18 protein-coding genes and 1 pseudogene are annotated in these 23,913 nt (G+C 50.2%); 11 read left to right on the top strand and 8 right to left on the bottom strand.

Annotated features, from left to right (window positions below):
- The first annotated feature begins 46 nt into the window (after positions 1-46).
- Positions 47-586 carry a hypothetical protein gene (locus H70357_RS06090; protein ID WP_038586950.1) on the top strand — a complete coding sequence of 180 codons (540 nt, stop codon included), beginning with the start codon at positions 47-49 and terminating at the stop codon, positions 584-586.
- Positions 587-761: 175 nt separating this feature from the next.
- Here H70357_RS06090 and H70357_RS06095 read toward each other — a convergent pair whose 3' ends face one another.
- Positions 762-1,685, bottom strand: coding sequence for a ketopantoate reductase family protein (locus H70357_RS06095; protein ID WP_038586953.1), 924 nt, complete (start codon positions 1,683-1,685; stop codon positions 762-764).
- Between the two features lie 148 nt (positions 1,686-1,833).
- Between H70357_RS06095 and H70357_RS06100 the strand changes: the two genes are divergently transcribed.
- Positions 1,834-2,385 (top strand): TetR/AcrR family transcriptional regulator, encoded by a 552-nt coding sequence (locus tag H70357_RS06100; protein ID WP_038586956.1) that lies wholly within the window; start codon positions 1,834-1,836, stop codon positions 2,383-2,385.
- Between the two features lie 137 nt (positions 2,386-2,522).
- On the opposite strand, the gene H70357_RS06105 is transcribed toward H70357_RS06100, so the two are convergent.
- A complete protein-coding gene (locus tag H70357_RS06105; protein WP_038586959.1) occupies positions 2,523-3,551 on the bottom strand; it encodes a polysaccharide pyruvyl transferase family protein in 1,029 nt (342 codons plus the stop codon).
- Positions 3,552-3,895: 344 nt separating this feature from the next.
- On the opposite strand from H70357_RS06105, the gene H70357_RS06110 reads away from it, so the two are divergent.
- The 4 genes from H70357_RS06110 to H70357_RS06125 all read left to right on the top strand — a co-directional run bounded on the left by H70357_RS06110 (position 3,896) and on the right by H70357_RS06125 (position 8,312).
- Positions 3,896-4,648 carry a TetR/AcrR family transcriptional regulator gene (locus tag H70357_RS06110; RefSeq protein WP_038586962.1) on the top strand — a complete coding sequence of 251 codons (753 nt, stop codon included), beginning with the start codon at positions 3,896-3,898 and terminating at the stop codon, positions 4,646-4,648.
- A gap of 27 nt (positions 4,649-4,675) precedes the next feature.
- Positions 4,676-5,422: a type I methionyl aminopeptidase gene (gene map / locus H70357_RS06115; protein WP_038586964.1), complete on the top strand. Its 747-nt coding sequence runs from the start codon at positions 4,676-4,678 to the stop codon at positions 5,420-5,422.
- Positions 5,423-5,852: 430 nt separating this feature from the next.
- The gene (locus H70357_RS06120; RefSeq protein ID WP_038586967.1) at positions 5,853-7,148 is read left to right on the top strand and encodes a GntP family permease; all 1,296 of its coding nucleotides are present in this window, start codon (positions 5,853-5,855) and stop codon (positions 7,146-7,148) included.
- Between the two features lie 21 nt (positions 7,149-7,169).
- The gene (locus H70357_RS06125) at positions 7,170-8,312 is read left to right on the top strand and encodes a glycerate kinase family protein (RefSeq protein WP_038586970.1); all 1,143 of its coding nucleotides are present in this window, start codon (positions 7,170-7,172) and stop codon (positions 8,310-8,312) included.
- 89 nt (positions 8,313-8,401) lie between these two features.
- Here H70357_RS06125 and H70357_RS06130 read toward each other — a convergent pair whose 3' ends face one another.
- Positions 8,402-9,430, bottom strand: coding sequence for a CdaR family transcriptional regulator (locus H70357_RS06130; RefSeq protein WP_038586973.1), 1,029 nt, complete (start codon positions 9,428-9,430; stop codon positions 8,402-8,404).
- A gap of 234 nt (positions 9,431-9,664) precedes the next feature.
- On the opposite strand from H70357_RS06130, the gene H70357_RS06135 reads away from it, so the two are divergent.
- A complete protein-coding gene (locus H70357_RS06135; RefSeq protein ID WP_038586976.1) occupies positions 9,665-9,985 on the top strand; it encodes a carboxymuconolactone decarboxylase family protein in 321 nt (106 codons plus the stop codon).
- 129 nt (positions 9,986-10,114) lie between these two features.
- Complete coding sequence (locus H70357_RS06140) at positions 10,115-10,837, top strand: hypothetical protein (RefSeq protein WP_038586979.1); 723 nt, start codon at positions 10,115-10,117, stop codon at positions 10,835-10,837.
- Between the two features lie 388 nt (positions 10,838-11,225).
- Here the strand turns inward: H70357_RS06140 and H70357_RS06145 are convergent, their stop codons facing one another.
- The 3 genes and pseudogenes from H70357_RS06145 to H70357_RS06155 form a co-directional block, all read right to left on the bottom strand.
- Positions 11,226-14,825 carry a M14 family metallopeptidase gene (locus H70357_RS06145; RefSeq protein ID WP_052091858.1) on the bottom strand — a complete coding sequence of 1,200 codons (3,600 nt, stop codon included), beginning with the start codon at positions 14,823-14,825 and terminating at the stop codon, positions 11,226-11,228.
- 551 nt (positions 14,826-15,376) lie between these two features.
- Positions 15,377-16,348, bottom strand: coding sequence for an S-layer homology domain-containing protein (locus H70357_RS06150; protein WP_052091859.1), 972 nt, complete (start codon positions 16,346-16,348; stop codon positions 15,377-15,379).
- Between the two features lie 82 nt (positions 16,349-16,430).
- A pseudogene (locus H70357_RS06155) lies at positions 16,431-16,736 on the bottom strand (SDR family oxidoreductase); the annotation flags it as partial.
- A gap of 236 nt (positions 16,737-16,972) precedes the next feature.
- On the opposite strand from H70357_RS06155, the gene H70357_RS06160 reads away from it, so the two are divergent.
- Positions 16,973-18,952 carry an elongation factor G gene (locus H70357_RS06160; RefSeq protein ID WP_038586981.1) on the top strand — a complete coding sequence of 660 codons (1,980 nt, stop codon included), beginning with the start codon at positions 16,973-16,975 and terminating at the stop codon, positions 18,950-18,952.
- A gap of 438 nt (positions 18,953-19,390) precedes the next feature.
- Positions 19,391-19,885 (top strand): HIT family protein, encoded by a 495-nt coding sequence (locus H70357_RS06165; RefSeq protein WP_063848018.1) that lies wholly within the window; start codon positions 19,391-19,393, stop codon positions 19,883-19,885.
- Between the two features lie 100 nt (positions 19,886-19,985).
- Here the strand turns inward: H70357_RS06165 and H70357_RS06170 are convergent, their stop codons facing one another.
- Both H70357_RS06170 and H70357_RS06175 read right to left on the bottom strand, forming a co-directional pair.
- A complete protein-coding gene (locus H70357_RS06170; protein WP_231578383.1) occupies positions 19,986-21,038 on the bottom strand; it encodes a sensor histidine kinase in 1,053 nt (350 codons plus the stop codon).
- Positions 21,035-21,763 carry a response regulator transcription factor gene (locus H70357_RS06175; protein WP_038586984.1) on the bottom strand — a complete coding sequence of 243 codons (729 nt, stop codon included), beginning with the start codon at positions 21,761-21,763 and terminating at the stop codon, positions 21,035-21,037. The genes H70357_RS06170 and H70357_RS06175 overlap by 4 nt, the downstream gene beginning before the upstream one ends.
- A gap of 165 nt (positions 21,764-21,928) precedes the next feature.
- On the opposite strand from H70357_RS06175, the gene H70357_RS06180 reads away from it, so the two are divergent.
- Complete coding sequence (locus H70357_RS06180) at positions 21,929-23,827, top strand: serine hydrolase (RefSeq protein ID WP_052091860.1); 1,899 nt, start codon at positions 21,929-21,931, stop codon at positions 23,825-23,827.
- Positions 23,828-23,913 lie beyond the last annotated feature (86 nt).

The raw sequence follows: 23,913 nt of genomic DNA on the forward strand, positions 1-23,913 counted from the left end.
CATTATTTATATTAAGAGTATTATACTAAGGGGGAATAGTGGGAGAATGAAAAAAGCGATGATATTGTTGTTGCTATTGGTGGTTGTATTACCATCACAGGCGTTTGCCGCTACATATTCTAATGCGTACGTAGACAAGTATTATTTTGAATCCTACAAAGACAGGGTGAAAGAGGTTAAGGATGCGCAGAAGAACTTAAGTAAAGTCTTGGGCACCGAGGTTACAGCCTTAGCGCAGAAATCCAAGGTATCTGCAGCTAACTATAGCAATGCGGTCAAAAACAAGCTGAGCAAGGAGGCTGTCGCCAAGGCTAGAAATGAAATGACACAGGATAAAAAAACGCTCGCGGCAGCAAAAGCCAAGTTGTCAAAAACCGTAAAGAGCGCCAAAAAGGAAAGCGATACATCCCTTAAAGAGATCGCAAATCATAAAGCATCTCTGGTCAAGATGATCAAGACTCATTTGGAAGGCAAAGACCAACAAAGCGATGCAGCTTTTAATAAGACGCTATCCTCGGAGCTTTCCCAAATAGACTCCAGTTTTAATGCGGCACTGGAATATTTGCAGAACATTGAGCTTGATTAATCCGCGAAGCGGGCAGCGTCAAGTAAGTTTAATCAATAACAGGAAGAGGTCCGGTTTACTCCCGCTCTCAACTAACTGTTCTCATAACCATGATAGCGGCTGTGTGTGCCCATATTTACTGGACGCGGCAGCCGCTTTTTGCTTTTATATTCAATGAACCTGGGCGTTAACAACGTTACTGAACATGTATTTCCGACTTGATATCATTTTGACTTAAAAATTTCATTAGATCATTACTCAGCTGCACAATCTCATTGTTAGCATTATTCGCATAATCCGGCAACATCATATCCCTAACCATTTTAGTTCGTAGCCATGTCATAAAGAAAAGATCCAAAAATAAGTTTGGAAATTTAAGCACCATTTTAAGCATTGGAGGATCAATTGAAACGCCAGCTTTTTGTATTGCCCTTAGATTCGCTTTTAAAGTGACTGTTATTTTGCGTGCCGTCTTTCTGGTTCTGGCTGTTTTTTTGTCAATTATCTTATTCTCAGAATGCAAAATGCTCAACATGGCAATGTCTGATACGGAATGTGTGATTAGATACGCTTGCATATCCTTTTTAATAACGTAGGGAAGCTTTGCTGTTTTAAATAATTTTGCGAGGTTTTCTATGCGTTCTGTCACTACACCATTAATTTCTCCAAATGCAGTTGCCACTAAAATCTTTGGTAGAAATCGAGCATGCAATACTCCATCTTTAATCTGTCCGCCGAAGCCGGGAAAAGCTGGTAAAAGTCTATCCCCTACGATATCCAGCCACGAAGAAAATCCAATTGAATTACTAGTCATCGTGACTATATTTTTGCTTTGATTATCTTTTAGCGCTAACAACGCTGATTCGGACCGATCATAACGAACGGTAACGAAAATAAAATCGTATACATCGTCATTTTCGAGCGTATCAATGACATTTACTTGTATCGATCTAACTGTACCTTTTTCTTTATATTGCAGGCCATTTTCTCTTAATGATTTAAATCTATTAGAATGTGCAAACAGGCTAACGTCAAACCCTGCTTCAATAAGCTTAATTGCGTACATGCTCCCGATAACACCTGCACCAAAAATTAAAATTCTATCTTGTTTTGCTGACATGAATACCACCCCTACTTATTAACATTTCCTTTTGATTATCAGACAACATGTTGTATGATGTGATTATAAATCTTCATTATTCCTTGATCAACCGTCAGTTTTTTATTATTTGTCGGATGATATTCTTATTCGCTAGTAGGAGGGAAACATGAAAAAGCAACCCCAAATAACGGAGAAAACAAGACAAAAGGTTGTAGAAGTTTTTTGTGAGTTATATAGCCAAAAGCCGATTGAGAAAATTTCGGTTCAGGAAATTGCGAATAAGTCAGGATATAACCGCAGCACCTTTTATCAATACTTTACTGACATTTACGAATTGTTAGACTCTGTTGAAAATGACTTATTGAATGACATTAAAAAAGAAATGGCGAATAAAGAGCTATCGATGCATACGGTTCAAGATACGCTCTATTGTCTGGACAAAAGAGAACATCTCCTGGTTCTTAATGCCCTTTTGGGTGATTATGGAAGTGCCCGTTTTTTAAAACGCTTAAAAAAAGAAATCACTTTGGATCAATTAGAATTAAACGTTCCGCAAAACCATTCCTTAACGCCATACTTCATTGAGTTTTACCTGACAACTTCCCTTTCTTTATTTCGTCTTTGGCTCCAGCGTCAAAAGGATTTATCGTCAGAAGAATTTTTCAAGATAGTGGAGAACCTATATTCAAGAGGGATTACGCCCTATTTTAAAGAATGAGTCTGTCATTCAAACCAAATCCATATGTTGTATAACAATAAAAAAGCGCGCATAAGCTTGTTTACACAATATACTCCATAAAGACCATCCGCATTTGTAGAATGCCCTTGCCTAGCGCACACATGCTTTGGTTTATTTTAAGATTCCAAAGCATCTTTAAGAAATTGAAGTGAATTATGACGAAATGCACTTGTTTTTGATTCGTCTATATGATGAAAAGTAACATCATCAATATTTGGAATATTTGATGTATCATAAACATAGCAAGAAGATAAGCCAAACGTATCCAGCAGAGCTATCAGTCTTGAATCCATTGATTTGGGGTCTTGTGGATTATCAGATACCGGGAAAACCAAAAATGGAACCTTATATAAAATGGCAAAAGCAGCCCCATGAAAAGCACTAGTAATAAAATACTTAGCGTGTTTTATGTACCCTACAAATTCCTTCGGACCAACCGTAGCTGCTCCAGCAGTTGCAAGAGATATAATCTCGTATCCGTACTTTTTTGAAAGTGCTTCAGCGTATTCCTGAACCCCTGTAATATCTCGTAAATCATAAGTGAGTATATAGGCTTTTTCTGGCGGAGTAGCAGATATATCATCCCATCCGGATTTATCAAGAAGCATTACTGGATCCAATACATGAGTAATATCTCCATTTTTCATCGTTTTCACAAAAGGGATTGCACTTTTTTCACGAACAGAAACAAAGTCTAAGGAATTAACGTGTGGAGCAAGGATATTTTTTCGATCGGGCTCTATTTCTGCTCCTCCCATGCTTGCTGCGTATGCAATTTTCGTTTTTGATGCTGGAACAAAAGAAAGTGCCATACAGGGTAAAATGTCATCGGAAATAACCCATGGTAAACCCCATATTTGGTCGCTACCGCAAACAAAAATATCGTAATCATCAACACATTCTGCAATATCAGATACTGTATATAAGCGTTCGCTGTGGGGAATGCTTTCGGAAAAAGTCCTGAAATGTTCAGCACCTTTAGCACTTTCATATGCTTGTAAGGTGTATTCGTTTTGCCACTTGAATGTAATTTGCTCACAATGAAATCCTAACTTAGCTATAGCTTTTTGCAGTGCATAAGCTCCAAGCTGGCCACCGTAATTATAGTTTTTGTAGTAAAGAGTAATAATTCCAACTTTTTTCATAATAATCTCCATTCCGAACTAAGTCGGCACAAACAGGAAGGAAAGAAAAGTGCCGAAAAGTCTACATAAATTTGAATCCTAAAATGATTTCTTTGACTATCCAATTAGCTCAAAAACCGCCGTTTTTGCATCCATCTCACTAAGCATGGTCAGTCTAATACTTTATTTTCTCAGTCTACAACTTTATTTGCTGAGTCTAGCATTTTATTTTTCAGTCTAGCATTGGTCAAGCACCGATTTCTAGGTTGAGCCGGAAATCCTCCAGCTAATCTCTTGTAATTCGCAAGCCGATGTTTTATATTGACATAAGAGCAGGTCAATAATAAAAGAGGTGAACGGACGAGATGACTCCACGCACGAAGGAACAAAACGAAGAGATCCGGCTGCGGCGTCTGGCGCAAATTCGTAAAGCCGCTGCCGATGTGTTTTTGAATAAAGGGCCATTACTGGAAATCCGCGATGTGGCCGCGCAGGCGGGACTCGGCTATGGCACGGTATACCATTATTACAGCAATAAGGGCGATTTGCTCTACGATCTGTTATGGGACGCGGTGGAGCGGGCTGGGGGATGGCTAGAGGCTCCGCTTGAGTTCCCGCTGGAGGCTCCGCTAGAGGCACGGCTGAAGGTCCCGCTGGAGGTCCCACGCGCTTCGGCTTCGGGGGAGACGCCGGCGGACACTGGGAACTTGGCTGCCGCGGATTCCCGAAGCGGAAGCCGCGGAACGGCCGCTGCCGCAGAGCTTGGCCCCGTCGCCGCCGCCGGCGTCCGGCTGCTGCAGCTTTGGGCAGAGGACCACGCCCTGTACCTGCTGCATAAGCAGGCCAGTGAGGACTTTGCCTCGCTGCCTGAAGCGCGCTCGGCCCTGCTCTCGGCCGCCTTTCGCCGGGAGGTGCTCGCGCCGTTTGCCGCACTGCTGGAAACCGGGCGTGCGGCGGACGGGGCTGCCGCTTCCGGCGGAAACGCGGCGGAGCCGCCGTATCGGCTACAGCATGCTGAAATGCTGCTGGCCGCCTTGGTCGGCTGCGCCTCGCTTTCGCTTCGCCGCGGAAAGCTGCACGAGGAGGCCAGGGATATCGCCCTGTTTTTAAAATTATAGAATGGATAAGGAGCGAATAAGCAAAAGATGATCATTTTAAAATCACCCAGGGAAATCGAAGAGATGAAGCCGGCGAGCCAAATCATTGCGGACTGCTACCGCGAGGTGGCCAAACTGATCGAGCCTGGGATCACCACCCGGGAAATCAATGACTTTGTTGCCAGACACATCACCAAGCTGGGCGGCAAGCAGTTTACGAAAGGGTACAACGGTTTTCCCGCCGAAACCTGCATTTCGGTCAACGATGTGGTGGCCCACGGCATTCCTTCGAACCAGGTGCTTATGGACGGCGACTTGCTAAAGCTCGACATCGTCGTGGAATACGGCGGATGGTTCGGCGATTCGTGCTGGTGCTATGCGGTGGGCAATATCCCGCCGGAGGCGCAAAAATTAATGAAGGTGACAAAGGAATGCTTGGATCTGGGGATCGCCCGGGCACTCCCCGGGGGCCGGCTCGGCGACATAACGTCGGCGATTCAACAGCATGCGGAAGCGAACGGGTTTTCGGTCGTACGCGATCTGCTGGCGCATGGGATCGGGCGGAGCCTGCACGAGGAACCGAGCTACGAGCATATCGGCGTAGCCGGCAAAGGCATTCGGTTAAAGGAAGGCATGGTGTTTACGATTGAACCGATGATCAACGAAGGTACGTTCCGCATCACGATCGACGACGATGAGTGGACGGCGAGAACGGCCGACGGCAAGCTGTCGGCGCAATATGAGCATACGATCGCAGTCACGCCGGACGGACCGCTGATTTTAACGGCCCAGTAAGAATAGAGGCGAACGGACGGGAAAGCGTCATTTTAGGAAATAAGTCGCCAACCCGGCCTGCTTGGACCAAACGACGAAAAAGCGCTGAGCTCAGCCTAGGACCAGGGAAGCTTTTGTTAACATGGTTTGTAACTATACCGATTTACGAAAAACCGCGTTATATGCGGTTTTTTATTATGACTAGGGTATAAATCTTATAAATTTCAAGGAAAATAGTGTACATATCGAACGAAACTTAGTGCATAATTTGTGCGCGCTCAAGCCGTCGGAATTCTTCTTTACGCGAACTACAGCATGTAATCCTCCAGCTAGTTATTGGGAAAATCGTTGTTCAACTGCACAATGCATTTCGTCCGATCATCAATATTTTTTGGCGATGTTAAGCGTTACAATGAAAGCGTGTTCAACAAGAGCAATGGGAGGCATAACAATGGAAGGATTAATGATTGGCTGGTATGGCGCCTTGGCGGGGTTGGCAATTGCTATTATTCTGATATTAAGAAAACTGAATCCCGTATATGCGCTGTTTCTGGGGGCCATTGCAGGCTCGCTAATCGGCGGCGCCAATCTGGAGCAGACGGTAACTGTTCTTGTAAGCGGTACGCAAAGTGTAATGGGCACGGTGCTGCGTGTGCTCGCCGCCGGTGTCCTGGCAGGGGTAATGATGGAATCGGGGGCGGCCGAGACCATTGCCCAGGCGATTGTCAAAAAATTCGGCGGCAGCAAAGCCATTCTGGCCTTGGCCCTGGCAACGATGATTATTACCGCAGTGGGTGTCTTCATTCCCGTAGCGGTGCTGATTGTGGCTCCTATTGCTTTGTCGGTAGGCAATAAGATGGGGATTTCCAAGATGGCGCTGCTGCTTGCCCTGTCGGGCGGAGGTAAAGCGGGGAACATTATCTCCCCCAATCCGAATACGATAGCTGCGGCCCGCGGGTTCGATCTGGATCTGAGCCACGTGATGCTGGCCGGCTTGATTCCGGCAGTGTGCGGCCTGATCGTAACCGTTATTGTCGCTTCACTTCTGAAGAAAAAAGGGATTATGGTCACAGACCAGGAGGCGGTGAACAACACCGCCGACACCTCCAAATATCCGCCGCTTCATCAGGCGATTGTTGCACCGCTCGTTGCGGTCATTCTGCTGATGATCAATCCGATTGGCTCGCTATCCGGAATTGAGGCATTGTCCAACTTCAAGGTGGATGCATTATACATCCTGCCGATTGCAGGGATTATCGGCATGCTGGCTATGGGCCAAGGCAAGAAGATCCTGCAGTACAGCTCGTCCGGCTTGAACAAAATGACAGCAACTGTTCTGATCCTGATCGGTGCAGGAGGCATAGCTGGTTTGATTGCAGCTTCTGATCTGTCGACCCAGGTGGTCCAGTTGATTCAGGCCTCGGGTATATCCGGCACCTTCCTGGCACCGATTTCCGGTATCCTGATGGCGGCGGCTACCGCCTCAACCTCAACGGGTGTTATTCTGGCTACAGGCTCCTTCGGGCAAGCCATTCTCGATATGGGCACCGCTCCGCTGGCAGCGGCAGTAATGGTCCATACCGGTGCCACTGTCATTGACTCTCTTCCGCAGGGGAACTACTTCCATGTAACGGCGGATAGTATGAAAATGACGATCAAGCAGCGGTTAGGGCTGGTCCCTTACGAGGCGATTGTCGGCGGAACGATGACGCTTGTGGCGACGATTATTTACGGATTTTTATTCTAATATCAAACATGGGGTGAGGAAATGAGAGAGAAAACCTTTGTACTGGCACCGGACTCCTTTAAAGAGAGCATGAGCGCTAAGGAAGTCTGCATTGCGATGGAAAAGGGGCTGCGAAAGGTTTATCCCAAGGCTGAATATATACATGTTCCTATGGCGGATGGAGGGGAAGGAACGGTCCAATCGCTTGTCGATGCCTCCGGAGGGCAAATTTATACCAAAGAGGTTATGGGACCGCTGGGGCAACCTGTTACAGCGAAGTACGGCATCCTCGGCGACGGCCGTACGGCGGCCATTGAGATGGCTTCGGCAAGCGGTATTCATCTGGTGGACAAGGCGGACAGAAACCCGCTTATCACCACCACCTATGGCACCGGCGAACTGATTAGGGAATGTCTTGACCGGGACATCCGCAATATCATTATCGGCATCGGGGGCAGCGCGACCAATGACGGCGGCACAGGGATGGCCGAGGCGCTCGGGGCCAGATTCCTCGATGAAGCGGGGAATGAGCTTCCGCGCGGCGGCGGCAGTCTGGACCGGCTGGCAAGTATTGATATTGCTTCTCTTGACGAACGGCTGAAGCAGGTTCAGCTGATCGTGGCCTGTGACGTCACCAACCCGCTGTGCGGGGAGCAAGGCGCATCCCGGGTGTTCGGCCCGCAAAAGGGGGCTACACCCGAGATGGTCCTCCAGCTCGATGAGAATCTTGCCCATTATGCGGAAATCGTAAACAAACAGCTGGATAAGGATATCCGCGACTTGCCGGGTGCCGGAGCTGCCGGAGGACTTGGCGCGGGACTGCTGATATTTACACAGGCAGTTCTGCAGAAAGGAATCGAAATCGTTATTGAATATACCGGCCTCAAGCACAAGCTGGCCGCTGCCGATATTGTGTTCACCGGCGAGGGCGGCATTGACTTCCAGACCAAATTCGGTAAAACACCGTACGGGGTGGCCCGCACCGCCAAAGCAGGCGGCAAGAAGGTCATTGCCTTAGCCGGCTACATCGGTGAAGGGATTGAGACGCTCTATGCGGAAGGCATAGATGCCATCTTCGGAATCGTTCCGGGAGCGGCTGAACTGGAAAAGCTGCTAAACGACGGTCCGGCCAATGTCGAACGGACCTGTGAGAATATTGCGAGAGTGCTGAAGTTAAGCGAATAACGAAATTAGACGGCCCCGAAGAAGAAATTCTTCGGGGCCGTCTGCAGTTAGGTGCCGGAAGATGAGCGGCAGCAGCTCTGAAGTTTAGGTTACTTGTACAAGGCCAGCAATCCGTAGGTGAGCTCGAACAGCTGCAGCAGATTCCGCGGATCTTTGCCGGTGAGGCTCTCAATCCGTTTCAGCCGGTACTGCAGTGTATTCCGGTGAATGTTCAGCGCCTCCGACGTATGCGAGACACTGCAGTTGTGGTTGATGAAGCTCCTTAGTGTCTCCAGTAAATCGGCGGTATCCTCCAGCTTGATGGTGGTATTCAGAGTGTCCGTCAGCTCCGCATGGCTCAGCTTCACCAGAAATTCGGCCTCCCCGAAATGGATGGTCTGGGCAGAGGGCTTCAGCGCCAGCAGAATTCCCATGGCCGACTTCGCCTGCCGGTAGCTCTCCGCGATACTGGCCTCCTGCTTGCCGGAAGCCAGCAGCACCTGCGGCTGGTTATGAAGAATTTGCCGGATCAGCAGATTGCAGTCCTGCTGGTTCTGGACCAGCATAAGCCAGATGTCCTCTTGGATCCGAAATGAAGGCTGCAGCAGCAGAATCTTGGCATTCTGCTCTGCCGGTGTAAAATTCTTGATATACAGGACCGTTGTTTTGAGCAGCAGATCAATATGATAAGCGGCTGCTTCTTTTCGTAATTTCTGCGAATATGCTCCCTCATGGGCCAGCAGCAGTTCCAGAAATGCCTTCTTGCGGCTCGCTTCATTGGCAAGATCCTCCAGCGTATTTCTTTGTTCAATCAGAAGAGAGACTGTTGTTCTTACGATATTGCAAAAGGGACGGACTTCATCCGGGTTGCCCGAAATTCCAATCACACCCACAGGCGCATCGCCTATAACAATCGGCTCATTGGTGCCCTTTTTTTCATAACGTCCATCCTCCCAGACCTCGACCATTTTTCCGGTGGACAGTGCTTTGACTGCCCCCTGGTGAATGGTGCCGACCCGTTCCTTTTTCCCGCTGCCGATAATGACCCCTTTCCCGTTCATAATGTTGATGTTATAGGGGATGTCCATCATCATTTTATCTACAATTTCCTGTGCCTGCTTCTCGGAAAGCTCAAACAATCGGGTTCCTCCTTTGCCAAGCCGGTTATGCTCAGTTGTGGTCTTTGGATTATAGCTTGTGCATTTGAACAAAATTATAGATGATCTTCTGTATTTATAAAAGCAGGAAGTGCTGTTCTGACAGCATGAGGCCTGAAGGAAAGAGACTGGCGGTTTCGCTGGTGACATTTCTGATAGCTCTTAGATCAGGTAATGGAGTAATTTAACATTAAATACTAGGATGGGGTGAAAGAGATGAATGACAAATCTTCAATCAGCAACGCTTTTCAAATGTTCAGCAAGGAAGCTCCGGCACATCAGGAGGCATGGATGCAGGCCGTAAAGGGACTGGGGGCTGCAAGCAAGCTGGATTCCAGAACGGAAGCGCTGGCTTACATTGCGGTACTTGCAGTGGCCAGACTTGAGAGCGGACTTCCTTTTCACGTGAAGCAGGCCAAGGCTCTGGGTGTCAGCAGAGAAGAAATCATCAGCGCTGTTCTGCTGGGGCTTCCGGCAGTAGGGAATACTGTGGTTCAATCGCTTCCTGCGGCACTTGCGGCATATGATGAAGAGTAGCCTATAATTCTATATCAAATGAACCGGCTGCATGCCTCTTAAGGGGTGTGCAGCCGGTTCTTTAATTTGCAACTTTAACAAGTTGTGAAGTGTCTAATTAAGAACGACAGCAGAATAAGGAGGGAATTCATGTACTCGGCAAGAATTTTTGGAAGGTTCGCACTGGTGGCTGCAATGCTGCTCCTTGCAGCCTGCAGCACGACACCAGCAGAACCGGAGGCCACATTGGCACCGCAGCAGTCACAGGAACAAGCTCAAGCCGGTCCAACATCAAGCCCGGAGGCAAGCGCTGCACCGGAAGAATCGGCTGATCCGACAGCACCGGCAGAACCTGAGGAAGGGATGCCTCCAACGGCACTGGAAGCTGCCGCAACGGTGATGAAGGCGCTGAAGAACAGTGATATGGAGTCGCTCGCGGCCTGGGTTCACCCGGATAAAGGCGTCCGCTTCTCACCCTATGCATATGTCGATCCCAAGAAGGATCTGGTCTTTACCCGTGATAAGCTAGAGGGGGTAATGAAAGACAACACGAAATATGAGTGGCGGGAGTTCGCCGGTTCAGGTGAACTGATTGAGCTGACCTTTGCAGAATACTTTAAGCAGTTTGTATATGATGCAGACTTTGCCGGTGATGCCGAAATCGCCCTGAATAAGGGATTGGGGCAAGGAACGACAGTCAACAATATCAACGAAGTTTATCCGAAGGAAACTCACGACTTCGTGGAGTACCATATCGACGGTATCGATCCTTCCGTCGAAGGCATGGACTGGCGCAGCCTGCGGCTGGTCTTCGAGAAGATGGGCGAAGATCGTGCGCTTGTAGGCATCGTTCACGATCAGTGGACGCCATAAAAGCCTTGGATGAACTTAACATCAGAAGAGAAGAACAGAGATTCCCCATCATTGGAGAATCTCTGTTCTGTATTGCGGAGAGGACAACGGTTACGATCGAGGTAAGAGCCGACAGCCAAACACGGCCGGCCTGGATGGCAAAGATCAAAATGGACAGCAGTATAATGGCTACGCCCAGCTGCTTGCTGAATGTTTCGAGCTTGCGTTGCAGCGGCATCTGCTTGGCTTCGGCGCTTTCAAAACGTCAATTGGAGAACGCGGAACTTTCGCTTACAGTAATCTCATTTACCCGGGTGATACGTAACTACTCTACGACAAACAGGGATGCCCCTCAGCCATTGCGGCCGGGGGCATCCCTGTTCACATTCACGGCAATCATCCCTTCGGACTATTGCAGGTTGATGATGTTGCTGATAATGACAGCGGCTTGCGCGCGGTTGGCAATACCTTTTGGCGCAAATGTGTCGGCTGTCATGCCTTTCACAATGCCTTCCCGGGTAAGCAGAGCAACTGCGTTTTTACCATAGGAAGCAATGCTCGATTTGTCTTTGAAGTTCGCAAGCAGCGCATCAGCACCGGTAACCGACTTGCCTTTGAACTTCGTCAGTGCGTTCGCGGCGATGATCGCCATCTCTTCACGCGTGATGGAGCGGTTAGGCTCGAACTTGCCTCCGCCAACACCGTTGATCAGACCACTGTTGACACCGGCGGCAACATAGCTGTAAGACCAACTCGAAGTTGCTACATCACTGAAGTCAGCCGAAACGTTCTCCAGCGGCAGGTTAAAGGCGCGGACGATCATGGTGATGAATTCAGCACGGGTCACTTCTTTGAGTGGTGCGAATGAGTTGCTGCCTACACCGTTAATGATGCCTTTAGCCGTCAATTCTTTGATAGCAGCTTCTGCCCAGGCTACTGTGCCCAGATCCGTGAAATTGACCGCCGGAACTGGTGCAGCTGTCGGCTGTGGTGTAGCCGGAACTACAGTTGGAGCCGGTGTTGCGGTTGGCGTTGCAGTTGGCGTTGCAGTTGGCGTTGCAGTTGGAGCTGGCACACTAGTATCCGGGTAAGCCGGTGTAGCCGGAACCGGCTCAAGCGCACCATTATCCATACCGTCTGCTTCCGTAGCTGCCGGAGCGGAGGCATAGATCGCATTCGCCAGTAATCTGAACTGGTTCTGCGGATGATATTTGTTCAGCAGATCGTTCGCGAACAAGGTCACATGGATGCTGTCCGTTTGATAATCCAGTGCCATTACCTGACCCTTGGCAGAATCGCTTTTCGGCCACCAGCCGGCTTTGAAGAAATCATCGCCCGTTCCGTACTTCGCCAGCACTTCAGCGCCTTCCGGAACAGCCGTGATATAAGCGGCAGATACGGTATACAGGTATTCATTGTCTGCATAAGGAGCAGTAATTACGCTGTTTTGCGAGACGGTTGCTTTGAACAAGCCTTCATGTGCTGCGGATCTGTTCGATTGGTTCACCGGATTGGAGTAATCCAGGCCCGGTAAGATATTCAGAGATTTAAGGCTGTTGAGCATTGTACGTCCATATCCGATGAACGGCTTGCCGCTGGCAATCAGGTTTGTACCTGTATTAACGAGGACGTCTGCCGCAGCAGCATCGGAAGTTACCTTAAATCCAAGATCGGCCACGATAAAGGAAGGTGCTGCGGCAATGCCAACATTCACTGGCTTGAGCAGTTTGCCTGTCTTGTCACCTGATTCGCTGAATGGCACTAGGTCGAGCAAGTATTTGGATGCTACTGTTCTCAGGTTTGATCTGGAGACCAGGAAGCTGCCTTTTTCATAGCCGGGTCCATCGTTCGAGAGCAGGGTTACTGCTTTTCGGTTCGCAAGCAAATCGTTAACCGCTTTGATCGCATCGTTGTTGCTGTTGCGGATGACGTAATTTTGCTCAAAACGATATTGATTCAGATCTGTCGCTGGAATGACGATGCTGCTAACTTGCTGTGTCTTGCCGGAGAATGCACCAGCGCTGCGGCTGATGTACCGGTCGAATCCCCGCATGTCCGCAAAATTCTGTACGGTGTCGGAATACATCGCATCGAAGTCGGATACATCCAGTCCGTCATACAGAACCAGGTTGGCATAGCCTCGTTTGGCCTGATGCATGTTCACCACATAGGTTCCTGCCGGATAAGTGACGCCATCCACGTTTACCGGAGTAATTGTCTGCTCTACCTTCACTCCATTACGAAGCAGGTATTTCACCATTTTGTATGTTTCCAGCTCGTTCTTTTGCAGATCTTTGGCTACTGGAAGCACATAATATTCAGGGAAAAAGTTACTTTCTTCCGTTTCACGCTCACGGCCGACCGATTCATATTTAGCATTTACCAAATACGGGTCAACTGCTTTGTTGTCTTCATTGTTCAAGCCGCGTTTGAAGATTTCGAGCTGGTTCAGGAACAGCTTCTCTTTGTTGTCCTGCACATAGTTAGTGGCAGCCAGAGTTGCATAATAGAAGGCGTTCAGGGAATCCTCATTCAGCTCCGGCACTTCAATGGTATGTCCAAGGGCACCTTGGTGCATCGCATAGACAGCAGTGTAAGCCGGTGAAGCATCATCCCATCCGGTAGCATTGCCATAAGGATCGGCATAATCCGGGTCATTCTTTAATTTCTCAGCTTCCAGATAAGGAATGTGGTACTCCTCATATTTGGTGTTGGCGATCCCGGCATTCCCCATTGCTGTGGCCTGCTCAATCAAATTGTCCATGACCAGATCGTATTCGACGTTCGGATCATGTGGTGGTGTGCATGGCTCGATCAGGAAGCCGCTCACGAACCCGTGCATATCCAGGAAGCTCAGCGGGGTCCACTTGGCGATTTGTGCTGTAACAGCCTGAGTCTCCGGTTGGGTCTGGTAGGAGTTGTCGCGGTTCGGGTCAAGCAGCGTTGAAGTCGCACGTGTGTTCAAAGCACGGCCATCCGGATTCTCCACATAGTCGAGCAGGAAAATCACATTGTCCAGCGCCTTGTCAATGTCCAGTGTAACCGGAACGACATTGCCGTCAGCATTGGTCGTATCATAGTTTACGATTTTCTCGGTCATCAGCGTATCCAAAAACTTAATAATAACGTCTACGCCATTGGCTTCATCCGCATGGATATTGTTCAGCCAGATGGGCACTTTATAGTCCTGCAACTGGCCGTTTTTGATCATCTCCTGCAATGCAGCAGGATCATTGTTCATCAGCGGCAGTGTTTCATTCAAATATTGGTCTACGGACGCTTTGTCCTTGGCTACGATGGAGAAGTGGATCGCCCGTCCTTGTGTGGACGTTCCGATCTGCTGATACTCCACATAACGGCCATATTTATTGTTGCTGTCGGCAGTAATGGTATCAATCGCCGGTTTGATCTCATCATATGTATGATAGGTATCATACGGGTTCAGCTTCACTTGCTGCTGTACCAGCGCTTCACCGTCAGGAGTGGTCGCCGTCAGGTTGTATACACCTGCAAGCTTCACATACTCGGCCCGGATGCCGCTAAGTGACAGGTTGGAGCCGAATGGCATATCGAAGTATACCAGAGCGGTTACCGTAGAAGGTGAGACAGTCTCATAGCTTACTTTTACGAACGGATCACCCGTATATGCTCTAACGTTAGAAGCGTTGTTCCATTTTTTCCACTGTGTTAGCGGCTTCATCTCTTCCGCCGTTCTGCCAAAATTCCAGGTGATTTGGTCTGCTGTCAGACCATCGGGAAGGGTCAATGTTATCGGCAGTGTTCTGGCCTCGGTCATTGAGGCTTGGTAGACTGCTGTCGATACTGAAGGAACAGAAGTTTGATAGACTTCCGAGGAAACCGTAGATGATAAGCCGGAATCCGTGGATGCCGGTGTAGTTAGAACCTGAGGCTGTGCCTCAGCGGCAACTTCACCGGCATAGGCTGCCGGAAGGATTCCGGACAACGTCAGGGTTAACGCGATTAATAAGGATAATAATTTCTTAGACATCATTTACCTCCCAGTAGTTCTCTCTATTTGTAGGCTTTCTAGTAAAACGGACTACTCCAGCGTCTGCAGGTTTATGCATCCCTCCAATAGATTCGCACGGCAATGCTACCATGATTATGTCATAATCACATCGCGTGTGATGAATTAATATACATAATATATTTTTAATATACATTTAATTTTATATAATATAGTATTTTATTCAAAAGCGGAAGCTTTTTCATAGATTAGTTGCCGGGGATCGCTCAAGGGGGTTTATCAATGAGTCTGACAGTGAAAGAGAACGAACAGGATAAGCTTAACGAAAGGGATCTGCGGGAGCCATGGGAGGAAGAGCCTGAGATATGGATTGACTATGACTGCGTATGATGTGGGATGGTAGATTCTGTAGGTGAGAAAAGAAAAGCCAGCGGATAAATAACCGCTGGCTAGAAAGCTATTCACCCGTTAGGGTGATTTTGTTCAAATATAAGAATTTATATTTCTCGCTGAAACGGATACCGTCCTGTTGAGGACGGCGAAGCCGTTTCCACTTGTTCAGTAGCGGCAAATTATTGAACGCTGCTGGAGGATACTGAGGAACCGGCAGTGCCGGTTACAGGCTGGGCTGTCGCCGTATAGCCTTCCGGCAAGTAGGTGACTACGGAAGCTGCCGAGATCACCTGCGCGTAACTTTTGCCGGGATCCGGCTGGGTTACGCTGTAATAGATGACGGCTGTCTTGTTCTTGCCAAATTCGATCCGGTCGATGCTTAGGCCATAGCCCGGATGCGGCAGGTTGCTGACGGTCACTGTAACTTTGTTTACTCCGTCAGCGGCTTTTTCCAGCTTCACTGCCGTTTCATAATTATAAGAAGGAGCTGTTGTTCCGCCATCCGGCTCAATGACTTCCTTGGCGAATTTAACTGCATCGAAGAGCCATACTGCTGCTTCCCCGCGGGTAACGGCTTCTGATGGGCGGAACGTGTTGTTCTTCTCCAGGGTAACGATATGTGTGTTAACCAGAATCTGCAGGCTGTTCATTTCCGCCGTGGATAGCTTGCTGCCATCGGAAATATTGGCAAACATCATCGTTACCGGGAAGTTGCCCTTGCTCTGCAAAGCCTGGGTCAGCAAATGAGCGAACTGGGCGCGTGTCATCGTGCTGTTCGGATCAACGGTTTTATTCAAGGACAGGCCGTTCTGCTTGGCGGCTACGAATGCGGAAGCATACCAGGCTTTGTCCTTTACTTTGTCAAAGTAATCACTAGCTTTACCAGCGGTTTGCGGGGACAGCTGCAGTCCGCTTACGATAAACTGAATGCCCTGGGCGAAGGTTACCTTTGATTTCGGTGCGAACTTGTCGCTGGTTACTCCGTTGATAATCCCGTCCTTATGCAAAGTATTAATTTTGGATTCGGCGGAATGGCCTTTCAAATCGGAAAATGCAAATGCCGATGTTCCCAAAGACAAGCTTGCCGCCAGAATGCTGCACGCTATGGTTAGTTTTTTAGCGTTCATCTGGAATGATTGTTTCTTCTTCATTGTGCCTCACCTCTTATTCCCTTAGATGGCAGAATGCCGCAAAATGTTGCAGGGTGGCTCAAATTAAATGTAATTTAAGCTTTTATCCGCGGAGCAGCGACTCAGCACCATCCACAAATATTTCCGTCCCCGTGACATGAAAGGACTCGTCCGAGGCAAGGAACAGCACCAGATTGGCTACCTGCTCCGGCTTGCCGGGAGCTTGCTCCAGCGGATGACTGCTGTCCGGAAACTCCACGGGGATTTTCACTTCCTCAATTGCATCGCTTTTGTACGTATTATCACCAATATTGGTATCAATTGATCCGGGGCAGACGGCATTTACGCGGATGGCGTATTGCGCCAGCTCCAGTGCAGCCATTTTCATAAAAGCGACCTGGCCTGCCTTAATAATTTCTCCTAAAAGTTGCTCTGTCAGTAACTACATACCCCTCTCATTGGGGATGAACCAGTCTGGAAGCGGGGATGCCGGAAGGTGCAGCGACGCTTCAGATCCCTTCACCAGCGCTGTTAGCAACTCATACCGCTATGTCTCTTGCAATTGAACAAAAGAGCCATTTCGCAGTACACTTAAGGATGATAGCGCTATATTTACTACTTTCAGACCATGACAGGAGAACATAGATGATTCAGCAGCAGGGAATGGAACGGATTAACGTCGGGATCTTTGCCCATGTCGATGCGGGAAAGACGACCACGACGGAGCATATTTTATATGAAAGCGGGCGGATTCGTGCGCTCGGCAGTGTGGATAGCGGAACGGCTATGACAGATTCGATGGAGGTCGAGCGGCAACGGGGAATATCGGTGCGGGCGGCGCTGGCTTCATTTGCCTGGAAAGGGGTGCAGGTTAATCTGGTGGATACTCCGGGCCACGTCGATTTTCTGTCCGAGGTGGAGCGGAGTCTGCGCGTGATGGACTGCGCGGTGCTGATCCTCTCGGCGGTGGAAGGTGTGCAGGCTCAGAGCGAGATGATCTGGAATGCGCTGCGCAAGCTGGGGATTCCAACCTTGATTTTTGTGAACAAAATGGACCGCGTCGGCGCTGATCCGGGGGCTGTGCTGGCGCAGGCACGCACCTACCTGTCCGGCGATATTATTCCGGTCCAGCAGCCAGTCGGCAAAGAGCAGGAATACACGGGTGCCTCAGATTTATGGCAGGCAGGTGCAGATGCGGCGGCACGGACGGAGCTGCTGGAGGCGCTGGCCGAACGAGATGAGCGGCTGCTGGAGCTCTACATGTCAGGCGGTGCCTCTGATCTTGCGGTATGGAAAAAACATCTGCAGGCGGAAGCGGCTTCGGGGCGGATGTTCCCGCTTGTCTACGGCGTCGCGGCCAAAGGCCTTGGCATTACGGAGCTGCTGGACGCGATGATCGATTATTATCCCCGGGCTGGAGGGGATGCGGAGCAGCCGGTGTCCGGCATCGTGTACAACATTCAGCGCGATAAAAGCATGGGCCGGATGGCCTTTGTCAGGCTGTATGATGGAACGATACGTAACCGTGATACGGTAAAGAACTACTCAAAGAATGTAGAGGCCAAAGTGACGCAGATCCGCAAGGTGGAGGGTGGACGGACGGAGGATGTCGGGGCGCTCGAGGCCGGAGATATCGCCGTAGTATACGGGCTCTCCGGCGTGCGGATCGGTGATGTGCTTGGCCGGCCGGATGCCATTCCGCAGGAAGCGAAGCTGGCTGTGCCGCTGCTGACTGTACGTGTCTTCTGGGGAGCGGAATTCGATGACCACAAGGTGATCGGCGCGCTTCAGGAGCTGGCGGACGAAGATCCGCTGCTGGATGCCCAGTGGCTGCAGGAGGAGCGGGAGCTGCATATCAAGGTCATGGGCCCGATCCAGCTGGAGGTGCTGGACAGCGTAATGGAGAGCCGTTACGGCCTGAAGGTTACCTTCGGCCAGCCGTCGGTGATTTACAAAGAGACGCCAAGCCGCGCGGGTGAAGGCTTCATCGCCTATACGATGCCGAAGCCGTGCTGGGCGATTCTGCGCTTCCTCATTGAGCCGGGGCCACCGGGCAGCGGTCTGGTGTATGAATCGCTGGTGCGCAGCTCGGATCTGCTCCCGCAGTACCAGAACGAGACAACCCGCCGGGTGCCGGAGGCGCTGCAGCAAGGCCTCTACGGCTGGGAGGTGACCGACCTGAAGGTGACGCTGGTGGAGGGGAACCATCATGTGTGGCATACCCATCCGCTGGATTTTGCCGTAGCTACGCCGATGGGCATTATGGACGGGCTCAACCGAATCGGCACCACGCTGCTGGAGCCGATTCTCCAGGTACGCATTGTAGTGCCGGAGGAGAACGGCGGCCGTGTAATGAACGACCTCGTGCAGATGCGCGGCACCTTCGAGCCGCCGGTGCTGCAGGGCGAGCGGATGATCATCGAGGGCCGGCTGCCGCTGGCGACATCGCTCGATTACCCGGTGACCCTGAGCTCCTACACGAAGGGGCGCAGCACGTTCACGTCTTTTTTTGCCGGCTACGAGGAATGCCCGCCTGACGTCACCGCCGAGCGTACCCGCCGGGGTGTGAATCCGCTCGACCAAGCCAAATATATCCTCAGTGTGCGCAAGGCGCTGCAAGGATGAAACGGATGAGGCTGGTGGAGAGGATTAGTTGGAGTGAAGCTGGATGAAGGAGAACGGGGGCGGAGGATTATGCCGGCCGTATGCGAGTGAGTACGTCTCCCAGCGGGCAAAGCGCTGGATGGGCTAAAGCTAGAAGTCGAGAGGCTGGTGCTGAAGGGATTCTATTGTAAAAGATGCAGCAGATGGCTGATTTTTGAGCTGGAAATGGCAATCTGCTGCACTTCCTGCAGTTGAATTTCTCAATTTGCCAATAATAAGGGGGTTCCGCTGATTTCTACTGCACAAACTGCAGCAGAACACGAATCTCAGGTTATGGCAGGCATTTCTATTGTAGAGAATGCAGTAGATTATTGATGATTGCATGATGCATGGTGGTGCGCAGGGATGTCACATGGGGGATGCAGTAACCTAGTAGAATGGATAGAATGGAGAATCGGTATGGAATGCCTGGGATGCAGAATCGCTAACCGGCTGGAGCCGGGGGTGCAAATTGTTTATGAAGATCAGTATGTGGCCTGTGTGCTGGACATCGCCCCGTTTAATGACGGACATTTGCTGATTATGCCTAAGGAGCATTATCTGGATGTTGAAGAGATGGATGAAGCTACCTCAACGCACATTATGCGTGTCTCTGTCACCATGTCACAGCTGCTTAAGCGCGCCTTCCGGCCGGATGGAATTACAATCTGCCAGAACGGCGGAGTGTTTAATGACCTGGGACATTATCACATGCATGTGATCCCCCGGTATGAGGGAGACGGATTTGCCTGGTCCGAGCCGAAGGAGGGCTTTCTGAGCGGAAGACCCCTAAATGAGGTCAAGGAAAAGCTGGTCAGAGCATTGGAAGCACCAGAGCCAGCAACAGCTCCAGAGTCGGCATCAGCAACTGCATCAGAGTTGTTATCAGCGCCTGGGGAGCCTCCAAAAGAGTGAACACCGGCGTAGGCCGCAAGGATAATCTTATCCGCAGGCTGGCAGGAAGATGAAGCCGTGGGTTTTTCACCGATCCCCTGTCATTGATCGAAGACCTTGTTTACCGGTACAGCACCAGCTCAAACGCAGTCCGGCCTGGGCGGTTGTCCAGGTTCAACTCGCCCCCCTGCCGCACCATCATTTGCTTGGCAATCGACAGTCCCAGTCCGCTGCCCCCGTCCCGTTTTCTGGAGGCGTCGCCCCGTACAAAAGGGTCAAAGATCACAGCCTTCAGTTCATCGGAAATGCCTACGCCATTGTCTATTACAGCTAGCCGCACGACATCCTCCGACTGCTCAAGCCGGAGCGTAACCTCTGTGCCGGGGGGATTGTAGCGCAGCGCATTCGATAAAAGATTGGCGATGGCCCGCCGCATCAGATTGGTGTCGTAAGATACCAGCACTTCACGGGACGGGATTTCAACATGCAGCATAAACTGCTTGTCCTCGAACTGCTGATAATAATCCGCCGCTGCTTCCCTCAGCAGCTCGGCGATATCGCCGGGCTCGACGGATACAGGAAAGTCGGGACTGTCCAGCTTCGACAAATGGAAGATATCGTCGATGAGCGAGGTAACAAGCTGGGATTTGTTATAGATAAGCTGCAAATACTGCTCTCTTTTCTCCTCGTTGTCCGCCATTCCGAGCTGCAGCGCTTTGGCGTAGCCCTGAATAGTAGTAATCGGGGTCTTGAGGTCATGCGACAGATCGACAAGCATCCGCTGCTTACTCAGTTGCAGCCTGCGGTTTTCGGCTTCTGTCCGCTGCAGCGACTCGGCCAGATCATTGAAGTACATCTGCACCTGGGCGAATTCATCGCTATCGCCAGTTTGAATATCCAGCCGCTTATGAAATTTACGCAGCCGCATCTCCCGGATGGCTCCGGCAATCTGCTCCAGGGGTCTGGTGATCCGCCGGGCTGTCCAAACACTGTAGATTAAGACGTTTAGGCCAAATAATACAAGCAGGAGCAGCAGCCACTGCACGGAGACCGTAATGGTTTCCTGCTCCACATCAATAGCCATAATTAGAAAGGCTATGCCGACAACAGCCAGTGTACATGCGAACAAGATATAGGATTTGACCAGCCTGGACAAAAGCGTGTTTTTCTTCACCGGAAATCATCCTTCCTTGCGAACTTGTAGCCCAGTCCGCGGATGGTCCGGATATACACCGGCTGTCTGGCGTTGTCCTCAATCTTCTCTCTCAGCCGCGAGATATGTACCATAATGGTGTTGGCATCTTCATAATAAGGATCAGACCAGGCCTGTTCGAATAGCTGTTTTTTGGTCCATACCCGGCCCGGAGAGTCCATGAAGGTGGTGAGCAGCTTGTATTCGATCGCCGTCAGCGGTATGTCTTGGCCCTCTTTGTACAGGACACAATCCAGGTGATCCAGCTCGAGCTGCCCGATGACTGTGCGTTCCTGCGGAGCCGGTGGCTCAGGGTCCTCCTGGCCGGTAGGTTCGTTAAATTCATAGGTCCGTCTCAGCATCGCCTGAATGCGGGCCATAACCTCCAGCGGATTGAAGGGCTTCGCAATGAAATCATCCGCACCCAGCTGCAGTCCCAGAATTTTATCACTGTCCTCATTTTTGGCGGAAATAATAATAACGGGAATTTTGTAATCCGTCCGGAGCAGCTTCAGCAGCTGAATACCGTCAAGCTCAGGCATCATAATATCAATTACAGCCAGATCAACCCGCTGCTCCCGTATAAAACTCCATGCCTCGATGCCATTCAGTGCCTCCAGCACCTTCAGATTCTCCCGCTCCAGAAACAGCCTCAGTAATTCCAGAATATCCGGGTCATCATCCGCCAGCAAAACAGTTCTGCTCATCTGCTGCTCCGCTCCTCTCAAGTTGTCCTATTTTCATCAGTCTATCATTTTTTGAAGCGTATTTTATGATCTTAAGATGAATTTAAGATTGAGGGAAGATTCAGGACAGAAACGGACGGTATGCTAAAAGCAGAACGAACCATTATAGTGCTGGAGGTTGCAAGAATGAAAAACAAATTACAGCGATTGCTCGCAGTGCCGCTTGTCTTCTTGGGGATGAACGTCTTCATGGGCCATGAAGCAGAAGCGGCCGCCACACCTGCTGTGCCTGCCGCTTTATCGGCGAGCCAGCTTGAACAGAGTATAGACCCTATTATGCAAGAGGAGCTTGAGAAGCGGCATGTTCCCGGATCGGCCGTAGTCGTGACTCAGGGAGACCGGATTATTTTCAGCAAAGGTTATGGTTATGCCGATGTTGAACAGAGCATTCCTGTAGACCCTGCAAAAACGATCATGCGGTTAGGTTCGATTACCAAAACGGTAACAGCCGTCTCAGCTATGCAATTGGTAGAGCAAGGGAAGCTGACGCTGCATGATGACCTTAATACTTTTTTGCACGCGTATCAATTGCCTTCCTTCGGAAAGCAGCCCATTACGCTGCATCACCTGCTGACCCATACTGCCGGGCTGGACGAGTCCATCTACAAGATTCAGGCCCACTCCCGGGAGAAGTCTCTTTCGGCAGAGCAATATCTGCGGCAATATTTCCGCCAGCAGCCTCCCGTGAGGGAGCCGGGACAGGAATACGAATACAGCAACGCGGGACTGGGATTGGTTGGCAACTTGATAGAGCAGACTGCCGGTACTGATCTAGGGGCCTATATGTTCCAGAATGTGTTTACTCCCCTGAAGATGCCCAGCGCAAGTCTGACGGTTCCCGAAAGCAGCCCGGATATGGCAAAATCCTATGTGTATTCCAATAAAAAGTACACTGCTGTGTCGTCGACTTACCCCCACATCCCTGGGGCCGGGGCCCTGAGTGTGATTCCCGATGAATTTGCCCATTTTATGATCGCTTTACTGAACCAAGGGGTTTATCAAGGGACAGCATTGTTGAAGCCTGACAGCGTTGAAATGATGCAGCAGTCTCAATTTGCTGAGCACCCGAAGGTTGACGGTGTAGGATATGGCCTGTATCGGGGACATCTTGCAGATGGTAGCACTGTGCTGACGCATACCGGAGAGATCGAAGGATTCGCCGCCAAAATGGAGCTTATCCCTTCGCAGAAGCTTGGCATTCTAATTGTCAGCAATGGTGAAGAGGGTGGGATAACTTACAACAAGGTCACGGATGCGGTTGCCGGGCTGTTAACCAAAAAGACGGAAGCTGTGACGCCATTGCCGTATTCCTTGGAGGATTTGCAGCAATACGAGCGGACTTATACCTTTGCCAAGGTTCCGCAGCATGGCTGGGGCAAATGGCTGTATTTCCTGGGCGGCAGAAATTACAAGGTTACAGCAGCCGAAGGAAAACTGGTTGTGAGCGGAGTATTCCCGGATGGGAGCGGAGAAACGGCGGAGAAGAGCTTCGTGCCGATTGCCGATGGATTGTTTCAGGAACAGGAGGGTGGGATGCAGCTGTTGATCGACAAGCAGCATCATTGGAAAATGACCATCATCCAGGAGACGACCTTCTCACCGGAGCCGGGCTTCTGGAAACGTCCTTCCACCTTGCTCATCGTGTACATTGTCCCTGGATTACTGTTCCTTGCGCTGCTGGCAGTCACGCTGATCCGTTATGTCGTGCGGTTATTTCGTAAGCCGCGCAGAACTGTATCGCTGCATATTACTGCAATCTCGCTGCTCATGTCCGTCTTTCTGCTGCTTCAGCTGACTTACAGCAATGGGTCCATTACCTTCGGCTACCCGGCGTGGTATGCGTGGGGTGTCTCTTCACTGCCTTTGGTGGCTGTCCTGTTTGCTCTTCATTTGCTCTGGCGGAATGCCAGTCAGGCTGTTAAAGGAAAAGTCGTTGCCCTGACGCGCTGCTTCGTTGCGATTGCCTGCATCGGTTATACAGGATTTATGTACTATTGGAATATGTTATCAATCCATTTCTCGTAGCCCGGGAAAGCTCACTTTTCCAATGGGGATTTATTTAGGCACTCTGTTCATGCCCGGAGCCCTAGTGTATGATTAAGCTATGATCT

This window comes from Paenibacillus sp. FSL H7-0357, assembly GCF_000758525.1.
Classification (GTDB): domain Bacteria; phylum Bacillota; class Bacilli; order Paenibacillales; family Paenibacillaceae; genus Paenibacillus_AQ.

Excerpts from the sequence above, each read along its gene's own strand:
- H70357_RS06090 (WP_038586950.1), top strand. The coding sequence starts at position 47 with ATGAAAAAAGCGATGATATTGTTGTTGCTATTGGTGGTTGTATTACCA.
- H70357_RS06095 (WP_038586953.1), bottom strand. The coding sequence starts at position 1,685 with ATGTCAGCAAAACAAGATAGAATTTTAATTTTTGGTGCAGGTGTTATC.
- H70357_RS06100 (WP_038586956.1), top strand. The coding sequence starts at position 1,834 with ATGAAAAAGCAACCCCAAATAACGGAGAAAACAAGACAAAAGGTTGTA.
- H70357_RS06105 (WP_038586959.1), bottom strand. The coding sequence starts at position 3,551 with ATGAAAAAAGTTGGAATTATTACTCTTTACTACAAAAACTATAATTAC.
- H70357_RS06110 (WP_038586962.1), top strand. The coding sequence starts at position 3,896 with ATGACTCCACGCACGAAGGAACAAAACGAAGAGATCCGGCTGCGGCGT.
- map (WP_038586964.1), top strand. The coding sequence starts at position 4,676 with ATGATCATTTTAAAATCACCCAGGGAAATCGAAGAGATGAAGCCGGCG.
- H70357_RS06120 (WP_038586967.1), top strand. The coding sequence starts at position 5,853 with ATGGAAGGATTAATGATTGGCTGGTATGGCGCCTTGGCGGGGTTGGCA.
- H70357_RS06125 (WP_038586970.1), top strand. The coding sequence starts at position 7,170 with ATGAGAGAGAAAACCTTTGTACTGGCACCGGACTCCTTTAAAGAGAGC.
- H70357_RS06135 (WP_038586976.1), top strand. The coding sequence starts at position 9,665 with ATGAATGACAAATCTTCAATCAGCAACGCTTTTCAAATGTTCAGCAAG.
- H70357_RS06140 (WP_038586979.1), top strand. The coding sequence starts at position 10,115 with ATGTACTCGGCAAGAATTTTTGGAAGGTTCGCACTGGTGGCTGCAATG.
- H70357_RS06145 (WP_052091858.1), bottom strand. The coding sequence starts at position 14,825 with ATGTCTAAGAAATTATTATCCTTATTAATCGCGTTAACCCTGACGTTG.
- H70357_RS06150 (WP_052091859.1), bottom strand. The coding sequence starts at position 16,348 with ATGAAGAAGAAACAATCATTCCAGATGAACGCTAAAAAACTAACCATA.
- H70357_RS06160 (WP_038586981.1), top strand. The coding sequence starts at position 16,973 with ATGATTCAGCAGCAGGGAATGGAACGGATTAACGTCGGGATCTTTGCC.
- H70357_RS06165 (WP_063848018.1), top strand. The coding sequence starts at position 19,391 with ATGGAATGCCTGGGATGCAGAATCGCTAACCGGCTGGAGCCGGGGGTG.
- H70357_RS06175 (WP_038586984.1), bottom strand. The coding sequence starts at position 21,763 with ATGAGCAGAACTGTTTTGCTGGCGGATGATGACCCGGATATTCTGGAA.
- H70357_RS06180 (WP_052091860.1), top strand. The coding sequence starts at position 21,929 with ATGAAAAACAAATTACAGCGATTGCTCGCAGTGCCGCTTGTCTTCTTG.